Origin of the sequence: Candidatus Methylobacter oryzae, from assembly GCF_003994235.2 — a bacterium.
GTDB classification, from domain to species: Bacteria; Pseudomonadota; Gammaproteobacteria; order Methylococcales; family Methylomonadaceae; genus Methylobacter_A; species Methylobacter_A oryzae.
In genome coordinates, this window is the sequence record NZ_RYFG02000112.1 from 1 (window position 1) to 25,689 (window position 25,689).

Sequence of the window (25,689 nt, forward strand, 5' to 3'; positions counted from 1 at the left end):
TGAGGTTATCGCCACGTTCATCACCGGCTTTATGCCCGGCAAAGACCAGCTCAATCCACAATATTAACCAGCGGTCAATGCGTAACTTCTACTTATGATGATCACATTTCAAAAAATATAACCAAACAACGGAGATAGCAATTGGAAAAAAGGTATCAAGTGTTTGTCAGTTCAACTTACGCTGATTTAAAGGACGAGAGGCATAAGGTCATTCAAACATTAATGGAGTTGGATTGTATTCCTGCTGGCATGGAACTTTTTCCAGCCACTGATGAAGACCAATTTGAATTCATCAAACGAATCATTGATGACTGCGATTATTATTTGTTAATTATTGGAGGCCGATACGGATCTATAACCACTCAAGGTATTAGTTATACGGAGCAGGAATATGAATATGCTCTTGAGCGTGGCTTAAAGGTCATTGCGCTACTACATGAAAATCCGAATCAAATACCATTTGATAAATCAGAACAAGATCCAGAGCTACGCGCCCGCCTACAATCTTTCCGCGGTAAAGTAGCCACCGGTAGAATAGTTAAATTCTGGCCAAACGCAGAAGCCCTTCCTGGGATTGTGGCTTTAAGTTTGCCAAAAACAATAAAAATGTTTCCGGCAATTGGTTGGGTCAGGGCAGACAAGGTATCCAACGAAGAGTTGTTAGTTGAAATCAACGAACTTCGCAAGCAAAACGCAGAATTCAGCAAAGCTCTGTCCGAGGTTGAACCTAGTATATTTACAGGAAGTGAAGAGAAAGATTTCGCCTACATCTATAGCAGCCTTAATCGATTAGAAAATATAGAAGTGGCAATCAAGCAAGGAATAAATAGTAAAGCCGAAGTTTTAAATAAAAAATATTCTATTAATCTGGCATCGTTAATTCCATTTATTGCTACATCGGATAGCCATGAATATAAATGGTATTTGATTGTGAATATAATTTTAAGTGAGATTCCCTTAATGCAAACTGAAGTTGCCCAGAACTTTTGGATAGCAGAAATTAAGAACTTGGCTGATGACCTAAAAATGTATGGTTTCCTTACAAAAAACTATATCCCTCCTGTTTCTAATAATAATGAATTACGCAGCATAATAAGAAGAAGGGGTGATGAGTACCGGCTAATTTACTCAGAGAAATTGGAACGGTATAAATACTGGCTAAATGTAAACGGCAAAATGCCCAAATATATTGAGATTAATGAAAAGCCCGAATAGACATAATAGAGCTCTAAAGTGCAATAGGCGGCGCTATTGCTCCACCTAAATAAGGTCACTCATACTAAACCGCTGGTTTAAACGTTGTATGAATAGGCAAATAAAACTTAAGAATTATCGATGAGAAATAACAATGCCGACTATTAGCGTGTTTTACGGAATTATTATTCGTATGTTTTTTGAAGAACATGCGCCTCCGCATTTTCACGCACAATACGGTGAACACAAAGCGGCAATCAACATTCATACCCTTGAAATAATTGAAGGTACATTGCCCCGGCGTGCGCTTAACTTGGTTTTGGATTGGGCTGAATTACATCGTGACGAATTATTGAGCGATTGGGATAAGTGCCGTGTTCATCAACAGCCGGATAAAATAGAGCCGTTACCCTAATGGAGAATTCTTATGTATTACGATGTCATTGAAGCACGAGTTATTGGCGAATTGGCCTTTGAGGTTCGTTTTTCGGACGGTTTAAGCGGAAAAGTCCGTTTTTTGCCGTCTTATCTTTACGGGGTGTTTGAAAAACTCAAAAATCCGGACTTTTTTAACCAGCTTAAAGTAACCGATGGTTTTGTATCATGGAGCGATGAAATCGATCTTGCTCCAGACAGTATGTACCGGGCAATTTCACAAACAGGCGAATGGCTGTTGTCTTGAAATTTAGCGCGAAAGATGGGCACGTGCTCATACTGCCGTACCCATCCTATCTATCTTCTACTTACTCCAAACCGAGCCCCGCTTTCCTCCACGCCTTGGCTCCGCCCTCAAGATTAGTTAAGTTAGCGTAGCCTAATTCATGCAAAGACTTTGCCGCGGCATTGCCCATCGGACCGCCTTCGCAATACAAATAAATCGGCGTGCTTTTATCCACGGGAAGCTTGTCCAAGTGTTTCCCAATTTCGTTGTAAGGAATGAAAACATCTGTGCCTTTGATATGTTTCTGTTCGGGCGTATGCACGTCGACAAGAAATATATCCTGCTGCTTCATGACTTGATCCAATTCAACCGGCGTTATGAATTTCAGGTAATCGGGCTTTTGAAACGTACAGCCATTCAAGAAGAAGATAAATAATAGGAGGGAAAACTGTTTTTTCATGGTTAAGACCTCAGGATTCAGATGTTTTTCTCATACCCAAAGGGCATAAGTTTCGTTTGAGCGGGCAAGCCGCTCAACTCAGCTTTAAACAGCAAGCGGGCCGGAGATTACATCCCCGGCCCCGACGTTGCCAGTATACCGAGATCAATACCAAATTAGTGTAAAACGTTTCGAGCTGGACAACAGGCCCCGTCCAATCAAACTAAGCCCAGGATTTTAGCCTTTCAAGAACCGCAACGCGTCATGCTCGACCTCGACTTTGATCGTATCCCCGGCGACAAAATTGCCGGCCAGAATCTGCTGCGCCAACGGGTTTTCAAGCTGTTGCTGGATGGCGCGCTTCATCGGCCTTGCGCCGTAAACCGGATCGAATCCCGCCTCGCCCAGCAAATCCAGCGCCTGTTCCGAAATCTCGAAACCGATTTCGCGTTCCTGCAAGCGGCTACGCAAGTAATCGATTTGAATTTTGGAAATCGCGCGGATTTGCTCACGGCCCAATGAATGGAACACCACAGCTTCGTCGATCCGGTTGATGAATTCCGGCCGGAATTTGGTGCCGACGATTTCCATGACCGATGTTTTCATGACCGAATACAGCGCTTCGCCGGACAGCGATTGAATGATGTCCGAGCCCAGGTTCGAGGTCATCACGATAATCGTGTTCCTGAAATCGACGGTCCTGCCCTGCCCGTCGGTCAAGCGGCCGTCATCCAGCACTTGCAGCAGGATGTTGAACACGTCCGGATGGGCTTTTTCGATTTCGTCCATCAGGATCACCGAATACGGTTTGCGCCGGACCAGCTCGGTCAGGTAGCCGCCTTCTTCATAACCGACATAGCCCGGAGGCGCACCGATCAAGCGCGCGACCGAATGTTTTTCCATAAACTCGGACATGTCGATGCGGACCATCGCGTCAACGGTGTCGAACATGAACTCGGCCAAGGCCTTGCACAGCTCGGTTTTACCGACGCCGGTCGGCCCCAAAAACAGGAACGAACCGTTCGGGCGGTTCGGATCTGACAAGCCGGCCCTGGAACGGCGGATTGCATTACTGACCGCTTTCAGCGCTTCTTGCTGACCGACGACCCGTTTACTGAGTTCTTCTTCCATCCGCAACAGTTTGTCGCGCTCGCCTTCCATCATTTTCGATACAGGAATGCCGGTCCATTTCGACACGACTTCGGCGATTTCCTCGTCGGTGACTTTGTTGCGTAATAACGTCATCTTGTGATCTTCAGCCGGTACGTCCGCATGCAACTGTTTTTCCAGCGCCGGAATAATGCCGTACTGCAACTCGGACATTCTGGCCAAATCGCCGGCGCGGCTCGCTGCATCGAGTTCGGTCTTGGCTTGTTCCAGTTTTTCCTTGATTGACGCCGAACCCTGCAACGAGGCTTTTTCGGCTTTCCAAATTTCTTCCAAATCGGAATATTCTTTTTCCAAATCGGCGATTTCTTCTTCGAGTATTTCCAGGCGCTTTTTCGACGCAGGGTCGGATTCTTTTTTCAGCGCGACCTGTTCTATTTTCAACTGGATCAAGCGCCGGTACAACTTGTCCATTTCTTCCGGCTTGGAATCTATTTCCATCCGTATGCGGCTGGCCGCTTCGTCGATCAGGTCGATAGCCTTGTCCGGCAACTGCCGGTCGGAAATATAGCGATACGATAGATTCGCGGCCGCGATAATGGCCGGATCGGTAATATCGACGCCGTGATGCACTTCGTATTTTTCTTTCAGGCCGCGCAAAATCGCAACGGTATCTTCAACGGACGGCTCGTCGACCAGCACTTTCTGGAAGCGACGCTCCAATGCCGCGTCTTTTTCGACATATTTACGGTATTCATCCAGAGTCGTCGCGCCGACGCAATGCAGTTCGCCGCGCGCCAATGCCGGCTTCAGCATATTCCCTGCATCCATTGCGCCTTCGGCTTTGCCGGCGCCGACCATCGTATGCAGCTCGTCGATAAACAGGATAATCTGGCCTTCCTGCTTGGCAAGATCGTTCAGCACCGCTTTCAGGCGTTCCTCGAATTCGCCGCGAAACTTGGCCCCGGCAATCAACGCGGCCATATCCAGCGCCAGCACTTGCTTGCCTTTGATGCCTTCCGGCACTTCGCCGTTGACGATGCGTTGCGCCAATCCCTCGACAATCGCGGTCTTACCGACGCCGGGCTCGCCGATCAGCACCGGGTTGTTTTTGGTTCGGCGCTGCAAAACCTGGATGGTCCGGCGTATCTCGTCGTCGCGGCCGATCACCGGGTCCAGCTTGCCTTGTTCGGCGCGCTCGGTCAGGTTAATCGTGTATTTTTTCAAGGCTTGGCGCTGCTCTTCGGCGTTCGGATCGTCGACCGGCTGGCCGCCGCGCATCGCATCGATGGCTTTTTCAACGGCTTGTTTGGTCAGCCCGGCTTTTTTAAACAAGTCCTGAAGCAGGCCTTTTTCATCGAATACCGCCAACAAAAACAGTTCGCTGGAGATGAATTTATCGCCGCGCTTTTGCGCCAATTTATCGGTCAGGTTCAATAATCGCGATAATTCGTTGGAAACCTGCACGTCGCCGCCGGAACCGCTGACCGTCGCCAAACGGTCCAATTCTTTAACCAGCTCGGTGCGCAGTAACTGCGTGTTGATGCCGATCTGGCCCAACATCGGCCTGATACTGCCACCCTGCTGATCCAGTAAAGCCAGCATCAGATGGGTGGGCTCGATGAATTGATGATCTTTGCCCAACGCCATACTTTGTGCATCGGCCAACGCCGATTGAAACATGCTGGTTAATTTGTCCATACGCATAATAGTTGCCTCATCTTAGGAGTTTTTAAGTTACTGCTAACATGGGGGATTGCTCGACTGTTTTCAAGCGAACGGCTGTCCGGCAAACATTAAAAAACCCTGTCGGGAACATCCCGGACAGGGTTCGATTTTACGGCCTGTTACTTTGTCTCACTTTTGCGCCGCTTCCGACTTCGGCCATTCGGCTGCTGCGCTACAGTTCTCAACAAAAACTTTGTTATTTTGGCTACTATGGCGTCACTCTACAGACCTTGCCTCCCTAGCTGCCAATATAGAATGCAGTCAAATAGACGCCATGACCAGCTAATTACAAACCCGCTTAGCCGGAAAATGGCAACTGAAACAACTGCCCTTGCCCAATTCGCTGACGATATTTAATTTGGCGTCATGGCGCATCAGTACATGCTTGACGATAGCCAAACCTAAACCGGTTCCGCCTACTTTCTTAACGCGTTTGACTTCAGAGCGGTAAAATCGCTCGGTCACTCGAGGAATATCAGCTGTCGGGATACCTTCGCCGTGATCCTCAACTTCCAGCACGATGTCATCGGCAATTCGATACCAGCGTATTTTGACTACGGAATCCTCCGGTGAATATTTAAGCGCATTGCCCAGCAAGTTAGTGAAGGCGCTACGCAATTCCTGCTCTTCGCCGGTAATATGCACATTTGTTTCCAGCGTTAGGTCGATCCGGTCGGAAGCCTTACCGTTCATGGTCTCGGCTTCCTTGCAAATCTGGATTAATAATGCAGGGATATTGACGCACTCGGTTTTCTTCTGCCGGGTTTCCAGCCGCGTCAATAATAATAAGTCGTCGACCAGATGCTGCATGCGCTCTGTCTGCCCCTGCATTTGCTGGAACGAGGTGGTCAATAACGGCGACTCTCCGTCATCCATGTCCTGCAAGGTTTCCAGGTAGCCTTTCAATACTGTCAATGGCGTCCTGAGTTCATGGGACACATTAGCAACAAAATCCTTACGCATCCTTTCCATTTTTTTCAGCTCCGTAACGTCCTGGGCCAGCAGCAGCCGCAGGCCTGCGCCATAGGTAACAATCCGCACGGCCAGGGTGATACGGTGATTGACCGGCGAAGGCAATATGACCGCCTCGTTATAATTGCCGGATTTAAGGTAACGGATAAATTCAGGGAAGCGGATAAGATTAGGAATGCGTTGGCCTTTATCGGATTGTTGCAAGCCAAAAACATCCCTCGCGGCCTTATTCGCCCACTCAATCTCGTCATTAGCGCCTAAAACAACGGCGGCATCCGGTAGCGCTTCGGTAGATTGGCGAAATTGATCAACCATTTTGCCCAATTTCTTTTTACGCTTTTTCTCGTTCTTTTTAATGCGGTAGACATGGTAATAAATTTCTTCCCAGATGCCTGTCGTTTTCGGATACTTGGCCCTACCCCCTGCCCGTATCCATTTTTCAAACCGGTTAATTTGAAATAACTGGCGCACTAAAATGCCCAGCGTCACTGCCAACGCCAAAGGCATAAAAAGCCCGGTCATCCCGCCGACTATTGCCACGGCTACAAACAGCAGCAACGCGGTGATAAATTCTCTTTGCCAAACCTCCATATTGCTTACGACGATAAAGATGACGAAGTTGATGAATCCGCAACTGAAAACCGGTAACCGAAGCCGCGCACGGTTTGCACTAAATCCTCCCGGCCGTGTTCGCTGAGAATTTTTCGCAATCTTCGAATATGCACGTCGACAGTACGCTCTTCGATATAGACGCTACGGCCCCAAACCTGGTCCAGTAATTGGGTACGATTGAATACTTTATCGGGATGAGTCATAAAAAACTGCATTAACCGAAACTCGGTCGGACTGACTTCAAGCTGCTTATCGCCAATGCTGAGCCGATGCTGTTCGGTATCCAGAACCAGGTCCCCCAGAGTGATTTGCGCCAGGTCATTGATTTTTCCGCTTCTGCGCAGAACCGCACGAATACGGGCCACTAATTCCTTGGGTGAGAAAGGCTTAGTCATATAATCGTCGGCACCGATTTCCAAGCCTTTAACTTTATCTTCTTCCTCTCCTCGCGCCGTCAGTAAAATAATAGGCAGTTCCCGGAACATCGCGTCTTTCTTTAAGCGCCTGGCCCATTCGACGCCGCTAACTCCCGGCAACATCCAATCCAGCAGGACCAAATCAGGCAAGGAATCGTCCAAGGCTTTTTGCGCATCTTCCGCATCCACAGCCGCAATCGACCTAAAGCCGGCCTGCTCAAGCACCATCATCAACATCTCTCTGATAGCGTCTTCATCTTCAACCACGAGAATATTTAAATTAGGCATAGTTAATTAGAATAAAAAATAAACGGGGCATATTATCAAATTACATATTACCCTTTTATGACAAAAAGGATTTGGCTATTGGAAAGATAACTTGTAGTGCTCATCCTGTATAATTTAGAGGGTACAAAAAAATTCCAAAGCACGCCTAATTACAGGTATCATTCCGCCGAACTCTCCTACGTGATAATGCCTATATTTCGGATTAACGTAGCGTACTCGATGACCGCTGCCGCTGAGCTTCAACCTTAATATGATTGAAATTTTACGCCGATATAGTCTCATAACACTGCTGTTGGTCTTTAACTTCACTGTTCATGCAGAGGCTTCGCCATCGGAGTCCGCGCAAAAAAACCAAACGGCTCAAATATCGGCAGCGGGTTCCGAACACCAGGAATCCGTCGTGATGAAATGGTGGAAGTTGTTGTTGGATTTGCCGTTGATTGCGACTCTAAGCAATCAACCGGATGCCATGTACGAGCCCAGTTTCAGCACGCAAGGCAAATCAAAAGCCGTCAAATATATAATCGGCATTCATCCCTTGCATAATCCCAAACGACTGTTTGAAGTTTACGGACCCATCGTCGATTTTATCAATGCAAATATGCCTGAAGCGGAGCTTATTCTGGAAGCATCCCGCAATTATGAAGAATTTGACCGGAAGCTCTACAGCGGCCATTTTGATTTCGCAATGCCTAATCCTTATCAGACCGTCAACGCGCTTAAACATGGTTATCGTGTATTTGGAAAGATGGCCGATGACGATGATTTTCGCGGCATTATCCTGGTGCGCCGAGACAGCGGCATTAACAACATCGCGGACCTTAAAGGCAAAGCCGTATCCTATCCTGCACCGACGGCCCTGGCCGCAACGATGATGACCCAATATTATCTGCACACTCACGGCATCGATGTTAACCACGATGTCGAGAATCTGTATGTCGGCTCCCAGGAATCTTCAATTATCAATGTATTGCGAGGCCATGTCGCGGCCGGTGCAACATGGCCGGTACCGTGGAAAACATTCAGCAAGGAAAATCCTCAACTAGCCGACCAGCTTGAAGTTAAATGGAAAACCGAAGCGCTGCAAAACAACGGCTGGGTGGCGCGTAAAGATTTGCCTGCGGAGATAGTCAATAAATTTGCCTCACTGTTATTTAGTCTTGACCGGAACGAACAAGGACGGGCAATGCTGTCGCGTATTCCGGTTACCCGTTTCGAAGCGGCTAATGATGACAGTTACAGACCTGTACAAGCCTTTATCGCCACCTTCTCCAAGACGGTACGGCCTTTAGAATAAACGGACATAATGACAACTGATCGTAATCGAAGTAAAAGACAACGGACTTTTTTTAACCAATCCATTAGACAGCAATTAGCTTGGTCGTTTGGCAGTGTTGCGCTAATCATGATGATAGGATTGACCTGCCTGTTATTCGAACAGCAACGTGATTTTCTTTACAGCACTGCGATGCAACAAAGTAGGTCGTTGAGCACTTCGCTAGCCGGCAGCAGCGCGTCATGGGTTCTAGCGAACGATATTGCCGGTTTAAAGGAGGTTTTGCAGAGCTTTACAGGGCTACCCGACCTCAAACGCGCCTATATTTTATCCTTGCACGGCGAAGTATTGAGTTCCACACGGCCTGAAGAAGCCGGGCTGTTCGTTACTGACTCGCAAAATCAAAAACTGTTAAATTCTCCGCCAACGACTCAGGTATTGCTGGCCAATACGCGTCAAATTGATGTTGCCGCTCCGGTGATGGCCGGTCTACGGCATATAGGATGGGCACGAGTGGAAATGACTATGAACGGGGTCAACGCTAACCTACACTCGGTTGCGGTCATGGGCATAAATTTTATAATTTTTGCAGCCCTGACCGTGGTGACTGCCGCAATACTGTTGGCTCGAAGACTGACAAGAAGATTGCATCACCTGATGCGGGTAGCCGCCAAGGTTGAGGGAGGAAATATCAATGTCCGGGCGGATATTTCCGGCAATGATGAGGTTGGCGTACTGGCGCACGGTTTTAACCAAATGCTGGATGTCTTGTCCAATTCCGAACGTCAGCGTGAGCGAATTAATCACTTATACGCCGCCTGGACCCAGAGCGCCGACGTTATCGTCCGCGAGTCGGACGAAGTTAAGTTGCTGAACGAGGTGTGCCGAATCATCGTCAATCATGTTGCCTTTAAGCTGGTCTGGGTCGGTATAACCGAACCGAATGGCTGGGTACGGGCAGTAGCTGCCAGCCATCCGGAATCTCCCTTTCTTAAAAGCCTCAAAGTCTCAATTGACGAGACATTGCCGGAAGGATGCGGGCCAATGGGAACCGCCATTCGGGAAGGCGCCCCTAAAATCTTCAATAACTTTCTCAATGATCCCAGTACTCGGCCTTGGCAGCCCGTGGCAGCGACAGAAAACATTAATGCCTCGGCAGCGTTCCCGCTGATCCGCGCCGGCCGTTGCATCGGAGCTATCGCTGTATACGCCGATGAACAAGACTATTTTACTCCCGACCTGATTGACTTGATGCGTGGTCTAACCGACGACCTTTCTTATGCGCTGGACAACTTCGACCGCGAAAAATTGCGGCTGAAAGCCGAGCATGAGCTGCGTATTGCGGCAGCGGCGTTTGAATCTCAGGAAGGCATACTGGTTACTGATGCCGATAATAATATCTTGCGCGTCAATAAATCGTTTACCGAACTGACCGGTTACAGCGCCGATGAAATTATCGGCAAACCCGCCGGCATACTCAAATCCGGCCGGCAGAACAGCGAGTTTTATGCCCAGATGTGGAATAGCATCAATCGCGATAAATATTGGCAAGGTGAGATTTGGAATAAAAGGAAAAACGGCGATATTTATCCTGAGTGGTTATGCATAACCGCTATTACCAATCCCGAAGGCGTAGTCGTCAACTATGTCGCCACTTTTACCGACATTAGTCAACGCAAGGCCGATGAACAGCGGATCAAAGACCTGGCTTACTACGATTCCCTGACCAAGCTTCCCAACCGGACGTTATTGTTTGACCGGCTCAATCTGGCGCTTAACGCCAGCCACCGTAACAAGACTCATGGCGCACTGATGTTCCTTGATCTTGATAACTTCAAAACGCTCAACGATACCTTGGGACATGATCGCGGCGATCAATTGCTGATTGAAGTCGGACGGCGGCTGCAAGGCTGCGTACGGGAAGTCGATACCGTCGCCAGACTGGGCGGCGATGAGTTCGTGGTTATGCTGGAGTGTTTGGACGAACAGGAAATTGAAGCCGCTGTCCAGGCCCACGCAGTTGCCGAAAAAATCCGCAGCAATCTGGCTGAATTCTATCTATTGAAAACCAATGCCGGTCACGCCAGCACCTTACCGTCTGCGACGCTCCCACCATCCATGGTGGCCGGTCAGGACGGTTCCCTACCGTCTGCGACGCTCCCACCATCCATGGCGGTCGGTCAGGACGGTTCCCTACCGTCCATGACACTCCCACCATCCATGGCGGTCGAAAATAAGGGGCAGTCTTTTATCGAACACTATTCGACGAGCAGTATCGGCTTTGTATTATTCCTGGGCCATGAAAGCAGCTGCGAAGAACTGCTTAAACGCGCCGATCTGGCCATGTATCAAGCCAAACAAGCAGGGCGAAACGTGATACGCGCGTTTATTCCTGAAATGCAGGAAGCTTTAAACCTGCGTGCCTCTTTGGAAAACGATCTACGCAATGCGCTGGACCGCAACGAATTGAGTTTACATTATCAGGTACAAGTCAATGCATCGGGACAACCGGTTGGTGCGGAGGCGCTGATACGCTGGCATCAAGCCGAACGCGGCATCATTCCCCCAAGCGAATTTATTCCGCTCGCTGAAGAAACCGGCCTGATTCTGAGGATTGGACAGTGGATTTTGAAACAAGGCTGTAAAACGTTGGTCGAATGGGCCAAATATCCTGAAACCCGCAACCTGAAATTGGCGGTCAATATTAGCAGCCGTCAACTTAGCCAAACGGATTTTGTAGACCAGATACACGCAGTATTAGCGGAAACCGGCGCTAATCCGGCTCAGCTCAAATTGGAAATCACCGAATCCGTAATTCTGGATAACGTCGAGGATACTATTGCTAAAATGCATGCTATCCGGGATTTGGGTATCAATTTTTCAATGGATGATTTCGGTACCGGCTATTCCTCACTGTCTTATCTACAGAAATTACCACTGGAACAGCTGAAAATAGATCAATCGTTCATCAGGAATATGGCTTTTAACAGCCATGACTCAGCCATCATACGAACCATTCTGGCGCTCGGAAAAAATCTGTCTCTTAACGTTATTGCCGAAGGCGTGGAATCGAAGATTCAGCACGAGTATTTAACGTCTTACGGATGTGAGGTATTCCAAGGTTATTTGTTTGGCAAACCGGTTCCTGCAAACGAATTCAAACAGAACCTGTTAGCTAATAAATTGGCCGACAAACTCCATTAACATACCTCTCAAAATAGATGCTTTAGTGAGCCATCTCACTCCCTTTTTCCTGTAATTCTTTTCTAGCCAATACAAGGAAGATTTTATTTTGCTGTTCAACGCGCTGTTTATTGCCCTGTTGCTGACTTGCCAGTCTTATGCTTATGCCGGCAACACAGACTCTCCCTATTTCAAAGGCGGCAAGATTGACGCATTCTACGACCGTAAGGATAACGGCGACTTCCAGATCAACAGCATTTTATGGACTCCGGTTTTTAAAGGCGGCCACGGCGTACAAATATCCGAAACAGGCGGGCAAGATATTAATTACTTTGGCGGTTTTGCCCGCCCATTGTTGGCGCGTCCCGATCTTGGCGATCTAATTCTTGGCGCTCAGGAAGTGCTTCAAGGCGATAGCAAACAAACCGAAGTACAAGGCGAATACCGCTTGCCGTCCGGATTGGGTTTTGGCGGCGGTTTCGTCGACAGGAATCTCAGCGACCAAGATATTAAATTCGCCAAGATTTCCTACCGGAACGAGTGGCAATCCGTTAAATACATCGTATCCACACAATGGCAAAGCTTTCAAGGACAAGACTACCCCGGCGGCTACATCGCCCTGTTCAATAAACAATTGATGGGCACCTGGGGTAGCGATGGCGAACAATGGCGCAGTACTTTCGGTTATGTTGCGCCCGACCAAGGCTCCAATAAATTGCGCCCGGCACTTGAGGTATTTTATGTCGATAACACGATCGGCCAAATCAACGGCTCAAAAGATTTAATGGTGACCGGCAGTTTGAGCTTTCGTAAAGGTTTTTTAGGGCATGAATCCCGGCTAGGGCGCGCCATGGGGCCGACCGGCGTAGAATTCTCCAATCCGCTAGGTTATCTGAACCCAAACTTCAACCGCCGTTTGACTGCGTGGGAAGTCGGAGAATTGCTCAACTTCCGTTTTATTCACAAAACTTTACCCAATGCCGGCCGTGAAGAAACACTGGAAACAGCCGTTTATCCCGGCCAATTGCTCGGAATCGACAGCTTGGTCAGCGCCGTGTTTGTCGGAGTCGGCGTAACCAGTCCGAATCCGGGGCAAAATGGCGTCAGCGGCTTGCTGGGTTATCACAAACGTATCGAGAACATTGAATCGAGCGTTAGGGTGCAACACGACTTTGACCGTGATGATACCTCGCTCTTTTTCAGCTTGATTCACTGGCTGTAATTTACATTGACGAACGGCTTTGCCGTAAAAAATGAATCTTGCCCGGCGCTAAATCTCTGCCCGGACTGTTTTTATAGGTGTTACAACTTATTGAAGTGTAAGCGGATAAACCTAAAATGACCGGTGTTGTTTATTTATCCGTCAATAATAAATCTTTTGCTTCTGCATAACTCCGATCTTACATACAATTGACTTCCGTTCAACTCAACTACAAAGGTAATGCCAATGAAACACTTATATAAATCAACTGCCGTACTATTACTGTTGTTGCCTATAAGCATGACCAGTTTTGCTGCTGAACCGCAAAAAGCCGAAGAGCCAATGAAAGAAATGGGCATGAGTCAAGGCATGGGCATGATGGGCGGCATGACCGAAGAACAAAAAAACGAACATCTGCGCTCGATGCAGGAACACATGTTGACGATGCATGACCTATCCAATCAAATTCTGTCAGAGAAAGACCCCGCCAAAAAAGAAGCGTTAAAAAAACAACAACTGGACTTGATGAAAGCTCATCACGCCCAAATGATGCAGCATCGCCAACATAAGATGCAAGAACATAAAAAGTAAGCATATCTTCGAAAACTAGAGCTTTCGAAGCAAGACGAAAAAACTTTATCTAATTAACTCGTCCCCAGACCTTCTGCCTGCGGACGAGTTAACCGCCCCCTAAAACTGTTATTGCCCCGCTGCAAACTTAGTCTGCTTTCTGACTGCTTACGCAATAAGCCCATCATAATTCTCCATAACGTTCAGCCTATGACAGCAGTGTTATCCGTTTCGGGATGATTTTAGACATTAGCCGAACGATCGGCATTTTTTAGTCTCTTTTGATATTTAATTTCTGAATTTTCTAATCGGCCTGATCAATAATTCGGCTGAAATCAAGAATTGTCAAAGACGCTAAGCACTTATACTCATTGTAATCATCAGCAATCTATTGAATAGTAATCAGCACTTGAGTCGCATCTAAACTAAAGGAAAAACGCACTGTTAAGTACGATATTCAACCTCGTTACAGCCACATAGAATTAGGTAAACCTTCTTAAGACAATGAAAAGGAACATGATGAAAACATTTGCCATACCGGTCTTAGTCAGCATCCTATTTGTTGCGCAGACTGTATACGCAGATCATGAGCGCTTGTTTTTTGTGAATATTGTCTCTGCAGACGGTTTTATAGAACGCCTGAACCCTAACGGTGCTGAACTTAAATCACTGCTATCAACTGGAGATGGCGCTCGCGGCATTGCGGTTGATCCTGTTAACGGGGAAATCTTTTGGTCCGACGTGAAGCGCCGCGTAATCAGCAAAATCAACTTTAATGGCAAGAATCAAAAAGATATTGTGACGACAAAGCTGGATTTTCCTGCCGATGTGGATATCGAGAATGGAAAGATTTATTGGAGCGATCAATCCAAAAATCAAATTGGGCGGGCCAATTTAGACGGCACAAATCGCGTATTTATTGTTCCCCTGCCTTGCTCTTTAAATGTTGGTTTTTTTTGTACTGCTGGCGGCAACCTCGCAATCGACTCTGTAAAAAAAAAGTTATATTGGACGACTGCATACTGTTCGGATAACTCTTGTTCAACGCCTTCAAGCTACCTCGGAGATATAGTCAGGTCCGGTCTGGACGGCTCAAATATTAAAATCGTAGTCACAGCGGTGGGCCGCCCCTCGTCGATACAAATCGACCCGGTTGAAAAGAAGATCTATTGGACTGATTACGTAAACGATGTTGTTCGCCGATGCAACTTAGATGGTACTGAGGTTGAGGACTTATTTGCTGTCGGAAAAAACAATAACCCGAACAGCTTAGCTCTAGACCTGAAAAATGGTTATGTCTATTGGGATCAAGATGGCGATATTCCAAACCGGTCTTGTCTGAAACGCATGCGTTTAAATGGTAAAGATCCAGAAACCATAAGATGCGGTTTCGGCAACTTAGCGGATATTGAATTTGTACAGTTCCATAACCAACGACCGGATGACTCTGAACAAGCCGACACCATACACTAAAGCGAGCGATTTCCGAGATAGGACCTGAAATATGAAATATCTACTTGCAGCATTACTTCTATCGATATCTCCAGTCATTATGGCTGACCTTACGTACATGAGTCAGCAAATGACTGAAATGAGAGAGTTTCATCAACAACAAATGTTGAAATGGCAGCAACAGCAACAAGAAGCCACCAGGAATTACCTGCAACAGCAGCAAGAGCCAAAACGACGCGTGCAGCGTGAAAGACAACCCAAACAAGAGAGCTTTACGAATCCTTTAGAGATGATTAATACAAAAGATAGGACTCGCTGACAGCGGTAAAAAACATAGTCATAGGTTTAACTCGTGGCCGCCTCTTTCCATACTCCGGCCTCGGACTGGTTTAAATCAGCCCGAAGCAGACTGTCATGTAGACGTGCTTGTTTCAACCAAAAATCAAGATCGGGATTATCTAAAAGCCGCTCTGCAAATAAACACGCCTCAGCTAAATTAGTTTCGGCATTGGCGCTTAAGCCTTCCCCTAATTCAAATTTATCGCCTTTGATGCTCAACAGGAAACACGGCGGCGGCATTTGCTTCTTTATCGATTGATACACCTCTAAAACCGCCGCCGGGCTCATCGCGTGCGTGGTATAGCTTTTATCCCTGGCGGGTTCCAATACGGTAAAATCAAACGCCTCGGTGCCGGCTACCGAAGCATCGACAAACAGCACCAAGCGCCTGTTTTCCAAATCCAGCGCGTGTTCGATTTGTAACTGGAAATCGGACAATATTTCGATTGAATCCAAGCTGCAATGGCTTTCCACATGCTCCAGCAGCAAGGGCCCCAACGCATCGTCGCCGCGACTGAGGTTGCCATAGCCGAACAGCAAAACCGGTTTAGGCATTTTCCCGCTCAATTTGACCGTCGCTGTGCTTGACCAGTTTATCGATCAGCTTGCCATCGGCATCGACCAATTCAAGCTGCAACGGCATTTTGCCTACCGCATGGGTCGCACAAGACAAACAAGGATCGTAAGCGCGAATAGCCACTTCCAGGTTATTCAGCAAAGGTTCTGTCAATTCACGTCCGGATAGATATTCCGCCGCCACTTGCCGTACCGATTCGTTCATCGCCATATTATTACTGGTGGTTGAGACGATTAAGTTAGCCTTTGTTACGATATCGTTTTCATCGACTTGGTAATGATGGAACAAGGTACCGCGCGGCGCTTCGATTACACCGACGCCTTCATAACGTTTCTCGCCTTGCGCAACCAAATTATGGCCCATGATGTCCGGGTCATTGAGCAATTGTTTAATACTTTCGGCGCAATGCAGGACCTCGATCAAACGCGCCCAGTGGAATGCCAATGTGCTGTGTACCATCGCTTCGTTACTGTGCGCTTTAAACTCGACACGCGCGGCTTCCGCCAGCGGTGTGTCAATGTAATCGCAGTTATTGACCCGCGCCAAAGGTCCAACCCGGTACCAGCCTTGCTCCTGCCCCAACGACAGCAGATAAGGAAACTTCATGTAAGTCCAGGAGCGAACTTCTTCATGGATATAATTGTTATATTCGCAATAATCGATATGATCCATGATGGTTTCGCCATGAGCATTTTTGGCACGGATACCGCCGTGATAAAGCTCCAAGGCGCCGTCCGCTTTAGTCAAGCCCAGATAATTGCTGCGTATCGTCGCAAATTCATCGTAATACGGCAGATTGGAGCAATGCACTTTTTTGATCAATGCAACCGAGCCCGCAGCCCAATCGATCATTTGATCGATGTCTTCGAGCAGATAGTCGCGTTCGGCTTTGCTGAGCGACTTATTCATGCCGCCGGGAATCGCTCCGGTACCGTGCACGCGTTTACCCGACACCATACGAATCACTTCCTGTCCGTATTTGCGCAGCTTTACACCTTGTACGCCGATGTCCGGATATTCGCCCAATACTGCCACAATCGAACGCTTGCTGATGTCGCTTTCAAAACCGAACAGTAGATCAGGGCTGGATAAATGGAAAAAATGCAGGGCATGGGATTGCATCACTTGCCCAAAATGCAATAAGCGTCTTAATTTATCGGCCGAAACCGGCAGGTGAGCAGGATCGATGCCGACCAGTTGATCGATGGCTTTGGCGGCGGCCAAATGATGGCTGACCGGACAGATACCGCATAAACGCTGAACTAAAACCGGCAATTCCCAATAAGGCCGACCTTGGATGAATCGTTCAAAACCGCGAAATTCAACGATATGTAGCCGGGCTTGCTGAACTTTATTATCTTCGTCCAATAATAAAGTGACTTTACCGTGCCCTTCAACGCGCGAGACCGGATCGACAACAACGCGTTTTAAACTGTCCCGGTTTTCAGCTGTTTCTAGATGTTCGTACATAATAATTCTCGTATTAATTATTAGATGTTGGTTTCCAATTGAACACGAATGCCAAAAGTAGGCGCCTCTGATTAGGCGGATTTAAACGGATTTTTTACCAGCGTAGAATCGTTTAATCCGTGGTATCCGCGTTCTATTTTTCCAGTTAGCAATTGGCAGTGTGCATGACCTTCGCCTTATTTGACAAAACGCCACTCAATCGTAATGAACCAACTCATAAGGCAATGAAGGTTCTCGCCCTTCAATCAAATCAGTCAGGAACTTCCAGAACACATCCGCTGACGGAGGACAGCCGGGTAAAAAATAATCTATTTTGACGACTTCATGGATCGGGTGTACTTGATTCAACAGCAAAGGCAGTTCTATGTCGCTGGGAATCTTCGGTTTTTCTACGCCGATACCCTCTATATATGCTTCATTCAGACATTCTTCAAGCGGGATATGATTGCGCAGAGCCGGCAACCCGCCATTAATCGCACAGGCGCCAACTGCAACCAGAATTTTGCAGTTTTTACGGAACTCCCGCAGTACATGCACGTTTTCGGAATTACACACGCCGCCTTCAATAAGACCGATATCGCAGTTGGTGCAGTGCTCTATATCGGTGATCGGCGAACGGTCGAACTCAACGACTTCGGCCAGTTGCAGCATGCGCTCGTCTATATCTAAAAACGACATATGGCAGCCAAAGCAACCTGCCAGCGATGTTGTTGCTACTCTAATTTTATTCGCCATGTTTGACATGCTCCGCTTCCAGACTGACTTGATCGATTTCTTTATGATCGTAAATACGCTCGCCTATCGGCACCCGATAACCGGTACGTTTAATCAAAATCGCTCCGGTAGGACAAATATGCGCCGCTCGGTCCGTCGCTTCCAGATCGGTATCTTTTAACAATCCGCTGTCGGAATTGACGATTAAATGCTTGTGAATACCGCGGCCACTGACAGCAAACACGTTTTTACCGTCTTTTTGCTGGCTGGCGCGAACGCATAATGTGCAAAGAATGCAGCGATTCCGGTCAAGCATCACGTCAGGATGGGAGGCATCCACTTCTCGGTCCGGGTAGAACAGCGGAAAATGGTTGTCGAGCATATTTAAATGATAGGCAACGGCTTGCAATTGACAATTGCCGGTTTTTTCGCAACCTGGGCACAGATGATTGCCTTCTACAAACAACATCTGGGTGATTTTCCTGCGATCATCGATCAGTTCTTCGGTTTCACTCAGCACATCCTGACCGTCCATTGCAGGGAAAGTACAGGCGGAGCAGTTACGCCCGTTAACTTTTACTGTACATAACTTACAACTGCCGTGCGGGGTAAACTCCGGCTGATGACATAAATGCGGGATATAAATTCCGGCTGCCGTCGCGGCTTCCATAATTGTCTGCCCTTCTTCAAAAGGGATAACTTTGCCGTCAATGGTGATTGTTTTACTCATGTTCATTCTCCGACTGCCAGGGATGGTGGAAGTGACGCAATCGGCCGGGAACCGGATTCGTCCGTCTGAGCCAAATGCGCTCCGGCATCATACCGATTTGCCATGCGCCGCGCTATTTCCAAGGCGCCGTCCAAATCGAACCCCGGTTCAAAACTGATTTCTTTTAATTGGTTTTCATACAAGCCCAGATAACGCTCCAGCGTTGTTAAAATCGGGTTTGCCGCGGTTTGTCCCAAACCGCAGTGACTATAGTTTTTCACCAATTGACACAGCTCTTCAAGCGCGACAATATCGCCTGCCGAACCGTGACCTTCGACAATTTTGTCGATCTGTTTTTTCAATAACGACGTGCCGACTCGGCAGGGTGTGCAAAATCCGCAACTTTCATGGGCGAAGAAATGGGTGAAGTTATGAACCACGTCGAGAATATTACGGCTGGAGTTAAAAACAATAAATGATCCGCCGGTCGCCAAATCTTCAAAAGCCAGCTTACGTTCAAGCTCCTGATTCGAAATAAAAGTGCCTGACGGCCCGCCGATCTGAACGCCCAACACATCGCTAGCTCCGCAGTCGTTAAGTACTGTTTGAATAGTGGTGCCGAAAGGATATTCATAAATACCGGGCTGCGCACAATCGCCGCTGATACTCAGTATTTTTGTGCCTTTTGATTTTTCGGTGCCGATACTTGCAAACCAATCGCCGCCATTAACCGCAATGCAAGCTGCCGCCAGAAACGTTTCCACATTATTGACGACGGTAGGTTTACCTAAATAACCTTGAGTTACCGGATAAGGCGGGCGATTGCGCGGAACGCCGGCTTTGCCTTCCAGTGATTCAATCAGTGCGGATTCTTCTCCGCAAATATAAGCGCCGGCTCCTAAACGGATTTCAATATCGAAATACAGCCCTGCACCAAGGATATTGTTGCCCAACAAGCCGTTTTGACGGCGCTGATCCAGAATGGTTTGCAGCTTATCGTGAAGATGCAGGTATTCGCCGCGCAAATACAAAAAGCCCTGCCTGGCTCCGATAATCGCAGCACAGACAGTCATGCCCTCAAATACTTGATCGGCATAAGAATTTAATAGAACTCTATCCTTAAATGTGCCGGGCTCGCCTTCATCGGCGTTGCAAACCACATAACGCTCAGCCTGCTGCTCTTCAGAGCAAAATTGCCATTTTATTGCGGTCTTAAATCCGGCACCGCCGCGTCCCCGCAAACCTGAATAGTCAATTTCTTTCAGCGTTTCCTTGATACCCCGTTTAAAAGCCGATTTGAGTGCGGCACCTTGCTCAATTTGCTGGCTCAACAGCAAACCGGGTTTATAAATATTATCATCCACCTGAAATAATTCACTCGGCCATTCATTTAGAGGCTTTTGTTGATTAATCAGCTCTGCGATCTTATCAATTCCGGCGCAATCCAAGCGGGTCAGTGCATAACCGTTAACCAGGCCGGCCGGGCCTTGGTCGCACATACCGGTACATGACGTATTGTCCAAGCTGACCAGCCCATCTTTCCTAACCTCGCCAACAGCAATATCCAATTTCTTTGCCAAATAGTCGAACAAATCTTTCTTGCCCAACATATGGTCGGTTATCGAATCACTGATCAATAACTCATATTGCCCTCTCGGAGTCAGATGAAGAAAGCTATAGAATTCAATGACACTGATAATCTGTGTCCGGGGAATATTGAGTAAACCGGACAACTGCGCTATAGCCTCCTCCGGTATATAATGATAACGGGATTGAACCTGTCTTAGAATCTGCAACAAATGTGTCGCCCGATAATGACTGTTTTCTGCGATATCCTGAATAAATTGTCTCACTTTATCTCCCGGCTTTATGTTTGTGGATACGATACTAGCGAATTATTACAGTAAAGCTACTTATTCCCTTACATAAACTAACTATATCTCACTCTCTTAAATAAACCAATAATCCTTTCCGGTCCTGATGGGCGGATAAAGACCCATGACAAAAAAATTAACTTCTTTTAAAGCAGCATTGTCATTCCCTAACCGGACTATTGCTCACTTTTACAGTCAGATTAAACAGCAAGAACTGATTTTACAGCGTATTCATGAAGTATTACCGGCGGCAATTGCCGAACATGCACTACATTGTGTCGTTAATGGCAAGAAACTACTGCTTTATACAGAAACCTCCGCCTGGGCGTCGCAGCTGAGATTTTATAGCAGCGTGATGCTCGCAGCTATTGCCCCGATAACCAGAGAGTCGATCTCGATTGTGCAGATTAAAGTTAGGGGAGAAACATCGCTCACAGGACGTAAGCAAGAAATGCCGGCGGGAGAGGGATCTTTGCAAACAACCTCTTTCGGCAGAAAACCCAATATTCCTTCAGCAGAAAAAATAGCGTTTATCCATGATTACAGCCTTAATGTTGCAGATAGCCAATTGAAGCAGGCTCTACTGCGATTAAGCTCAACACTGGAAAAGCTGTCAAAAACCAAGCCTCAGACTGATTAACCAGTCTGAGGCCAACCTCTCTCGGCAACTTTTATGCCGCCGACCTGGGAGACTCGGCAGCGCGCATAAAAGAAATCGGGGCAATTTCTTCATGATCGAAAGTAACCATTTCCCAAGCATCTTTATCGTTCAATAAAGCGCGAAGTAGCTTGTTGTTCAACCCATGGCCCGATTTGTAACCGGTAAATTCACCGATCAAGCTATGTCCTAACAAATATAAGTCACCAATGGCATCAAGAATTTTATGCTTAACAAATTCATCAGCATAACGTAGCCCATCTTCATTAATGACCTTGTCGTCATCAACCACAATGGCATTATCAAGGCTACCGCCCAACGCCAGGTTATTTTGGCGCAACATCTCAATATCCTTCATAAAGCCAAAAGTTCTGGCTCGACTGACTTCTTTGACAAATGTAGTCGATGAGAAATCCATTGTCGCTGTTTTTACGTGATCTTCAAAAGCCGGGTGCTCAAAATCAATCGTAAAAGTCACCTTGAAGCCATCAAATGGATCAAAAGCAGCCCACTTGTCGCCGTCTTCAACCCTGATGCTACGTTTTATACGAATATACTGTTTCGGGCTATCTTGTTCTTCAACTCCGGCTGACTGGAGCAAAAATACAAATGGCCCGGCACTGCCATCCATAATCGGCACCTCGGCGGCGCTGACATCTATAATCGCATTATCTATCCCTAACCCGGCAAAAGCCGAAAGTAAATGCTCTATGGTTGATATTTTGACATCGCCCGCGACCAGTGTCGTCGAGAGCATGGTTTCGCCAACATTTTCCGGGGTCGCAAGAATTGTCACCGGAGTCGGCAAGTCAACTCTGCGAAACCTAATCCCTGTATTCGCTTCAGCCGGACGTAAAGTCAGGTAAACTTTATCCCCTGTGTGTAATCCTACACCTGTTGCCCTGATTGTGTTTTTTAAGGTTCGCTGTTTAATCATAAAATCAATAACGCTAAGTAAATAGGGCAAAAAAGTGCCGATATTATCACAATCAGCCTCCAAAATGGAGACTGATTCTATTATCATTGACTGCTCTATTAATCAGCTTGACGTCTTAGGAAGGCCGGAATATCCAGGTAATCTAAATCGATATCTTTCTTAGGCTGGGCTCCAAAACGTGTTTCCCTACCTTCAGTTTTGTTTTGACGCATAACTGTAGGTTTATCCAAACCTTCGTAATTGGCTTCACCGGCTACATTTTGATTAACATAGCCTGCCGTTGCTTTGGGTGCCAATTTAACCACTCGAGACGGCAAGCCCATTCCAGTGGCGACGACAGTCACCTTGATTTCATCGCCTAACTCCGGATTAATAGACATACCGATCTTTATGACTGCATCCTCCGAAGCAAACTCATGGACGATATTGCCCACTTCGTCGAACTCTGCAATGCCCATATCGGCCGCGGAAATATTGACCAAAATACCGCGCGCACCTTGCAAATTGATATCCTCCAACAATGGACAAGCAATCGCTTTTTCAGCCGCTTCACGAGCCCGATATTCTCCTTTTGCCGAACCGGTACCCATGATTGCAGCGCCCATGCCCGACATGACTGTTCTGACATCGGCAAAGTCGACGTTAATCATACCGGGATGAACGATCAGCTCGGTAATCCCCTGTACGGCATCCAACAATACATCGTTAGCCGCTTTAAATGCGTTGACTAAGGACACATCGTTGCCCAGTACCGGCAATAATTTTTGATTTGGAATAATAATTAATGAATCAACAAATCGTTCAAGCTCGGTTATACCCAATTCCGCAGTTGCCAGTTTCTTCTTGCCCTCAAATGAGAACGGCTTGGTCACCACGGCAACAGTCAGGATGCCCATGCTTCTGGCAATTTCAGCAATTACAGGAATTGCACCGGTACCCGTACCACCGCCCATGCCGGCTGTCAAGAAAACCATGTCGGCACCTTGCAGAACTTCCCTGATACGCTCTTTGTTTTCGTCTGCGGCCATCCGTCCAACTTCAGGGTTAGTGCCCGCACCCAAGCCCTTGGTTAATTCAACGCCTAACTGGATAATCGTATCGATATTCAGTTTTCTCAGGGCCTGTGCATCGGTATTTGCACAGATAAACTCAACACCTTCCACAAGACTTCCAACCATGTGGTTAACTGCGTTACCCCCGCCGCCGCCGACACCAATAACTTTGATGACCGCATGTTCATTGTTCATATCCATTAACTCATACTTCATTGCCATTGCCGCTGCCCCTTAATTATTATTTAAACTTTTAAAAATTACCTTGAAACCAATTCTTCATTCTTGAGAACACGCTCGGGCCATCGGTATCAATACCCCTACCAACGCCCTGATGTTCTTTTCCATACATTAATAACCCGACCCCGGTAGAGTGAATCGGGTTTTTCACTACTTCTGTTAACCCTGTCACATTTTGCGGTCCACCCATACGTACCGGCATATGGAAAATTTCCTCCGCCAAGTCGATCAATCCCATTACTTTCGAGCTGCCGCCCGTTAATACTATCCCGGCGGCAATTAATTCTTCATAGCCGCTACGCCGTAGTTCCGACTGAACGAGCAGCATTAATTCTTCATAGCGAGGCTCAATAATTTCCGCCAGATTTTGCGTTGAAATTTTGCGCGGCGCCCGATCGCCGATACTGGGCACTTCAATAACCTCGTCAACGTTTGCCAACTGCGTTAATGCGCAAGCATATTTCCGCTTAATATCCTCAGCATTTAATGTCGGCGTACGTAACGCAACGGCAATATCATTGGTAACCTGATCGCCCGCTATCGGAATCACTGCGGTATGCTTGATTGCGCCTTCTGCAAAAATTGCAATATCCGTAGTACCGCCGCCAATATCGATCAGGCAAACACCCAATTCTTTTTCATCATCCGTCAGCACTGAATTGCAGGATGCCAGTTGCTCCAGCACGATGTCGTCAACTTCCAGCCCACAACGGCGAATACATTTGACGATATTCTGCGAAGCACTGACACTGCCTGTGACCATGTGAACCTTAGCCTCCAAGCGAATACCCGACATCCCGATAGGTTCTTTAATACCTTCCTGAAGATCGATCACAAATTCTTGCGGCAGAATATGTAAAATTTTCTGGTCCGCTGGAATTGCTACGGCGCGGGCGGAATCTATCACTCTGTCAATATCGTACTGAGTCACTTCTTTATCTTTAATGGCCACAATACCGTGGGAATTGAGGCTCCTGATATGGCTTCCCGCAATGCCGGCATAAACCGACCTGATCTGGCATCCCGCCATTAATTCTGCTTCTTCAATGGCTCGCTGTATCGATTGCACAGTCGATTCCAGATTAACGACAACACCTTTCTTCAGACCGCGTGATGGTGTTGATCCAATGCCGATGATTTCAATATTGCCATCACTGGATAGTTCACCAACAATAGCGGCGACCTTGGATGTTCCAATGTCTAATCCGACTATTAAATTACGCTCTGTTTTTTTCGCCATTTTGTTTTACTCTGTGTCACTTTTTATTTTTGTAAGATTAGCCATCTATTTCATGCTGCGGATTGGCAACTTTCTTCCAGTCAATTTCTTCTGCGTCAGGCTTCCATGAAACCGCGTATCCGTTAGGATATCTCAAATCAACTATTGCTATTTTATCAACCTGTTCCGGCCCCAATACTTCCAGCGTTTTCAAAAAACGCTGTAGTTTCTTTAACTGTTCATTTCGTCCCAACAGTATTTCCAAACCTGTTGTTAATTTAATCTTCCACGCCCACCGATCATTAATTGTAAATTCGGCCATTTTCATGGACTGGTCGGCTAACGCTGTGTTAACGCCCTTCATTATCTCCAGCGTCTTCAATTGCTGCTGCTCAGGCCCTTGCAATATGGGCAAGTTGCTAAATTGCTCTATATTCTTCGGCGTAATAATCTCGCCACGCGCACTAACCAGGCTTTGCACCCCCCAACGCACATAAGGCTTCTTTTCGCGTATCTTTATATCTATCGCATCGGGCCAGACCCGCTTAACAGAAACGGTATCAACCCAGGTCAGTTTCGAAACAGCTTGATGAATGGCCTGCATATCGGCATCAAAAAAACTGATCATCACTAAAGGTTCCAAAGCCGTCTTTATCTCGTCCTTACTAAGATATTGAAAGACCCCTTCGGTTCTCACATATTTAATCGGGATCCGCTTAACGCCATAACCTGCAGCCCAAACCAAACCCGTCAGTAACAATAGGGGCGCAACAACTTTTCGAACAGCCATTAAAAATATGC

The 25,689-nt window shown here is 47.2% G+C and carries 23 protein-coding genes; 10 read left to right on the plus strand and 13 right to left on the minus strand.

Annotation, left to right across the window (positions count from 1 at the left end; genetic code table 11):
• Nucleotides 1–141: 141 nt before the first annotated feature.
• The 3 genes from EKO24_RS16620 (at nucleotide 142) to EKO24_RS16630 (ending at nucleotide 1,876) form a co-directional block, all read left to right on the plus strand.
• Complete coding sequence (locus tag EKO24_RS16620) at nucleotides 142–1,215, plus strand: DUF4062 domain-containing protein (protein WP_127028055.1); 1,074 nt, start codon at nucleotides 142–144, stop codon at nucleotides 1,213–1,215.
• Between the two features lie 133 nt (nucleotides 1,216–1,348).
• Complete coding sequence (locus EKO24_RS16625) at nucleotides 1,349–1,609, plus strand: DUF4160 domain-containing protein (RefSeq protein ID WP_127028056.1); 261 nt, start codon at nucleotides 1,349–1,351, stop codon at nucleotides 1,607–1,609.
• Nucleotides 1,610–1,621: 12 nt separating this feature from the next.
• Nucleotides 1,622–1,876 (plus strand): DUF2442 domain-containing protein, encoded by a 255-nt coding sequence (locus tag EKO24_RS16630; RefSeq protein ID WP_127028057.1) that lies wholly within the window; start codon nucleotides 1,622–1,624, stop codon nucleotides 1,874–1,876.
• A 61-nt stretch (nucleotides 1,877–1,937) separates the two neighbouring features.
• Here EKO24_RS16630 and EKO24_RS16635 read toward each other — a convergent pair whose 3' ends face one another.
• The 4 genes from EKO24_RS16635 to phoB all read right to left on the minus strand — a co-directional run bounded on the left by EKO24_RS16635 (nucleotide 1,938) and on the right by phoB (nucleotide 7,417).
• Nucleotides 1,938–2,315, minus strand: coding sequence for a rhodanese-like domain-containing protein (locus tag EKO24_RS16635; protein ID WP_127028058.1), 378 nt, complete (start codon nucleotides 2,313–2,315; stop codon nucleotides 1,938–1,940).
• Between the two features lie 216 nt (nucleotides 2,316–2,531).
• Nucleotides 2,532–5,108 carry an ATP-dependent chaperone ClpB gene (gene clpB, locus EKO24_RS16640; RefSeq protein ID WP_127028059.1) on the minus strand — a complete coding sequence of 859 codons (2,577 nt, stop codon included), beginning with the start codon at nucleotides 5,106–5,108 and terminating at the stop codon, nucleotides 2,532–2,534.
• A gap of 303 nt (nucleotides 5,109–5,411) precedes the next feature.
• Nucleotides 5,412–6,692 (minus strand): phosphate regulon sensor histidine kinase PhoR, encoded by a 1,281-nt coding sequence (gene phoR / locus EKO24_RS16645; RefSeq protein WP_127028060.1) that lies wholly within the window; start codon nucleotides 6,690–6,692, stop codon nucleotides 5,412–5,414.
• A 5-nt stretch (nucleotides 6,693–6,697) separates the two neighbouring features.
• Nucleotides 6,698–7,417 (minus strand): phosphate regulon transcriptional regulator PhoB, encoded by a 720-nt coding sequence (phoB, locus tag EKO24_RS16650; protein ID WP_127028061.1) that lies wholly within the window; start codon nucleotides 7,415–7,417, stop codon nucleotides 6,698–6,700.
• 250 nt (nucleotides 7,418–7,667) lie between these two features.
• On the opposite strand from phoB, the gene EKO24_RS16655 reads away from it, so the two are divergent.
• From EKO24_RS16655 to EKO24_RS16680, 6 genes are all read left to right on the plus strand, one after another.
• Nucleotides 7,668–8,714, plus strand: coding sequence for a phosphate/phosphite/phosphonate ABC transporter substrate-binding protein (locus tag EKO24_RS16655; protein WP_127028062.1), 1,047 nt, complete (start codon nucleotides 7,668–7,670; stop codon nucleotides 8,712–8,714).
• Between the two features lie 108 nt (nucleotides 8,715–8,822).
• Nucleotides 8,823–11,897, plus strand: a complete 3,075-nt coding sequence (locus tag EKO24_RS16660; RefSeq protein WP_206667302.1) for an EAL domain-containing protein — start codon at nucleotides 8,823–8,825, stop codon at nucleotides 11,895–11,897.
• An 88-nt stretch (nucleotides 11,898–11,985) separates the two neighbouring features.
• Nucleotides 11,986–13,098, plus strand: a complete 1,113-nt coding sequence (locus EKO24_RS16665) for a hypothetical protein (RefSeq protein ID WP_127028064.1) — start codon at nucleotides 11,986–11,988, stop codon at nucleotides 13,096–13,098.
• Nucleotides 13,099–13,323: 225 nt separating this feature from the next.
• Nucleotides 13,324–13,668 (plus strand): hypothetical protein, encoded by a 345-nt coding sequence (locus EKO24_RS16670; RefSeq protein WP_127028065.1) that lies wholly within the window; start codon nucleotides 13,324–13,326, stop codon nucleotides 13,666–13,668.
• A gap of 495 nt (nucleotides 13,669–14,163) precedes the next feature.
• Entirely contained in the window at nucleotides 14,164–15,120 is a 957-nt protein-coding gene (locus tag EKO24_RS16675) for an NHL repeat-containing protein (RefSeq protein WP_161990617.1), read from the plus strand.
• 31 nt (nucleotides 15,121–15,151) lie between these two features.
• On the plus strand, nucleotides 15,152–15,418 hold the full coding sequence (locus EKO24_RS16680; protein ID WP_127028067.1) for a hypothetical protein: 267 nt from the start codon (nucleotides 15,152–15,154) through the stop codon (nucleotides 15,416–15,418).
• 26 nt (nucleotides 15,419–15,444) lie between these two features.
• Here the strand turns inward: EKO24_RS16680 and EKO24_RS16685 are convergent, their stop codons facing one another.
• The 5 genes from EKO24_RS16685 to EKO24_RS16705 form a co-directional block, all read right to left on the minus strand.
• Nucleotides 15,445–15,993 (minus strand): hydrogenase maturation protease, encoded by a 549-nt coding sequence (locus EKO24_RS16685; RefSeq protein ID WP_127028068.1) that lies wholly within the window; start codon nucleotides 15,991–15,993, stop codon nucleotides 15,445–15,447.
• Nucleotides 15,986–17,485 carry a Ni/Fe hydrogenase subunit alpha gene (locus EKO24_RS16690; protein ID WP_127028069.1) on the minus strand — a complete coding sequence of 500 codons (1,500 nt, stop codon included), beginning with the start codon at nucleotides 17,483–17,485 and terminating at the stop codon, nucleotides 15,986–15,988. The genes EKO24_RS16685 and EKO24_RS16690 overlap by 8 nt, the downstream gene beginning before the upstream one ends.
• 195 nt (nucleotides 17,486–17,680) lie before the next feature.
• Nucleotides 17,681–18,220: an NADH-quinone oxidoreductase subunit B family protein gene (locus tag EKO24_RS16695; RefSeq protein ID WP_127028070.1), complete on the minus strand. Its 540-nt coding sequence runs from the start codon at nucleotides 18,218–18,220 to the stop codon at nucleotides 17,681–17,683.
• Nucleotides 18,210–18,929, minus strand: coding sequence for a 2Fe-2S iron-sulfur cluster-binding protein (locus EKO24_RS16700; RefSeq protein WP_127028071.1), 720 nt, complete (start codon nucleotides 18,927–18,929; stop codon nucleotides 18,210–18,212). Before EKO24_RS16700 ends, EKO24_RS16695 begins: the two co-directional genes overlap by 11 nt.
• 2 nt (nucleotides 18,930–18,931) lie before the next feature.
• A complete protein-coding gene (locus tag EKO24_RS16705; RefSeq protein ID WP_127028072.1) occupies nucleotides 18,932–20,761 on the minus strand; it encodes an NAD(P)H-dependent oxidoreductase subunit E in 1,830 nt (609 codons plus the stop codon).
• A gap of 145 nt (nucleotides 20,762–20,906) precedes the next feature.
• Here EKO24_RS16705 and EKO24_RS16710 point away from each other — a divergent pair, with 145 nt between their 5' ends.
• Nucleotides 20,907–21,422: a DciA family protein gene (locus EKO24_RS16710; protein WP_127028073.1), complete on the plus strand. Its 516-nt coding sequence runs from the start codon at nucleotides 20,907–20,909 to the stop codon at nucleotides 21,420–21,422.
• Nucleotides 21,423–21,453: 31 nt separating this feature from the next.
• On the opposite strand, the gene lpxC is transcribed toward EKO24_RS16710, so the two are convergent.
• The 4 genes from lpxC to EKO24_RS16730 form a co-directional block, all read right to left on the minus strand.
• Nucleotides 21,454–22,377 (minus strand): UDP-3-O-acyl-N-acetylglucosamine deacetylase, encoded by a 924-nt coding sequence (lpxC, locus tag EKO24_RS16715; RefSeq protein WP_127028120.1) that lies wholly within the window; start codon nucleotides 22,375–22,377, stop codon nucleotides 21,454–21,456.
• Between the two features lie 98 nt (nucleotides 22,378–22,475).
• Nucleotides 22,476–23,645 (minus strand): cell division protein FtsZ, encoded by a 1,170-nt coding sequence (gene ftsZ, locus EKO24_RS16720; protein ID WP_127028121.1) that lies wholly within the window; start codon nucleotides 23,643–23,645, stop codon nucleotides 22,476–22,478.
• Between the two features lie 37 nt (nucleotides 23,646–23,682).
• Nucleotides 23,683–24,909, minus strand: a complete 1,227-nt coding sequence (gene ftsA, locus EKO24_RS16725; RefSeq protein WP_127028074.1) for a cell division protein FtsA — start codon at nucleotides 24,907–24,909, stop codon at nucleotides 23,683–23,685.
• Between the two features lie 37 nt (nucleotides 24,910–24,946).
• A complete protein-coding gene (locus EKO24_RS16730; protein WP_127028075.1) occupies nucleotides 24,947–25,678 on the minus strand; it encodes a cell division protein FtsQ/DivIB in 732 nt (243 codons plus the stop codon).
• Nucleotides 25,679–25,689: the final 11 nt, after the last annotated feature.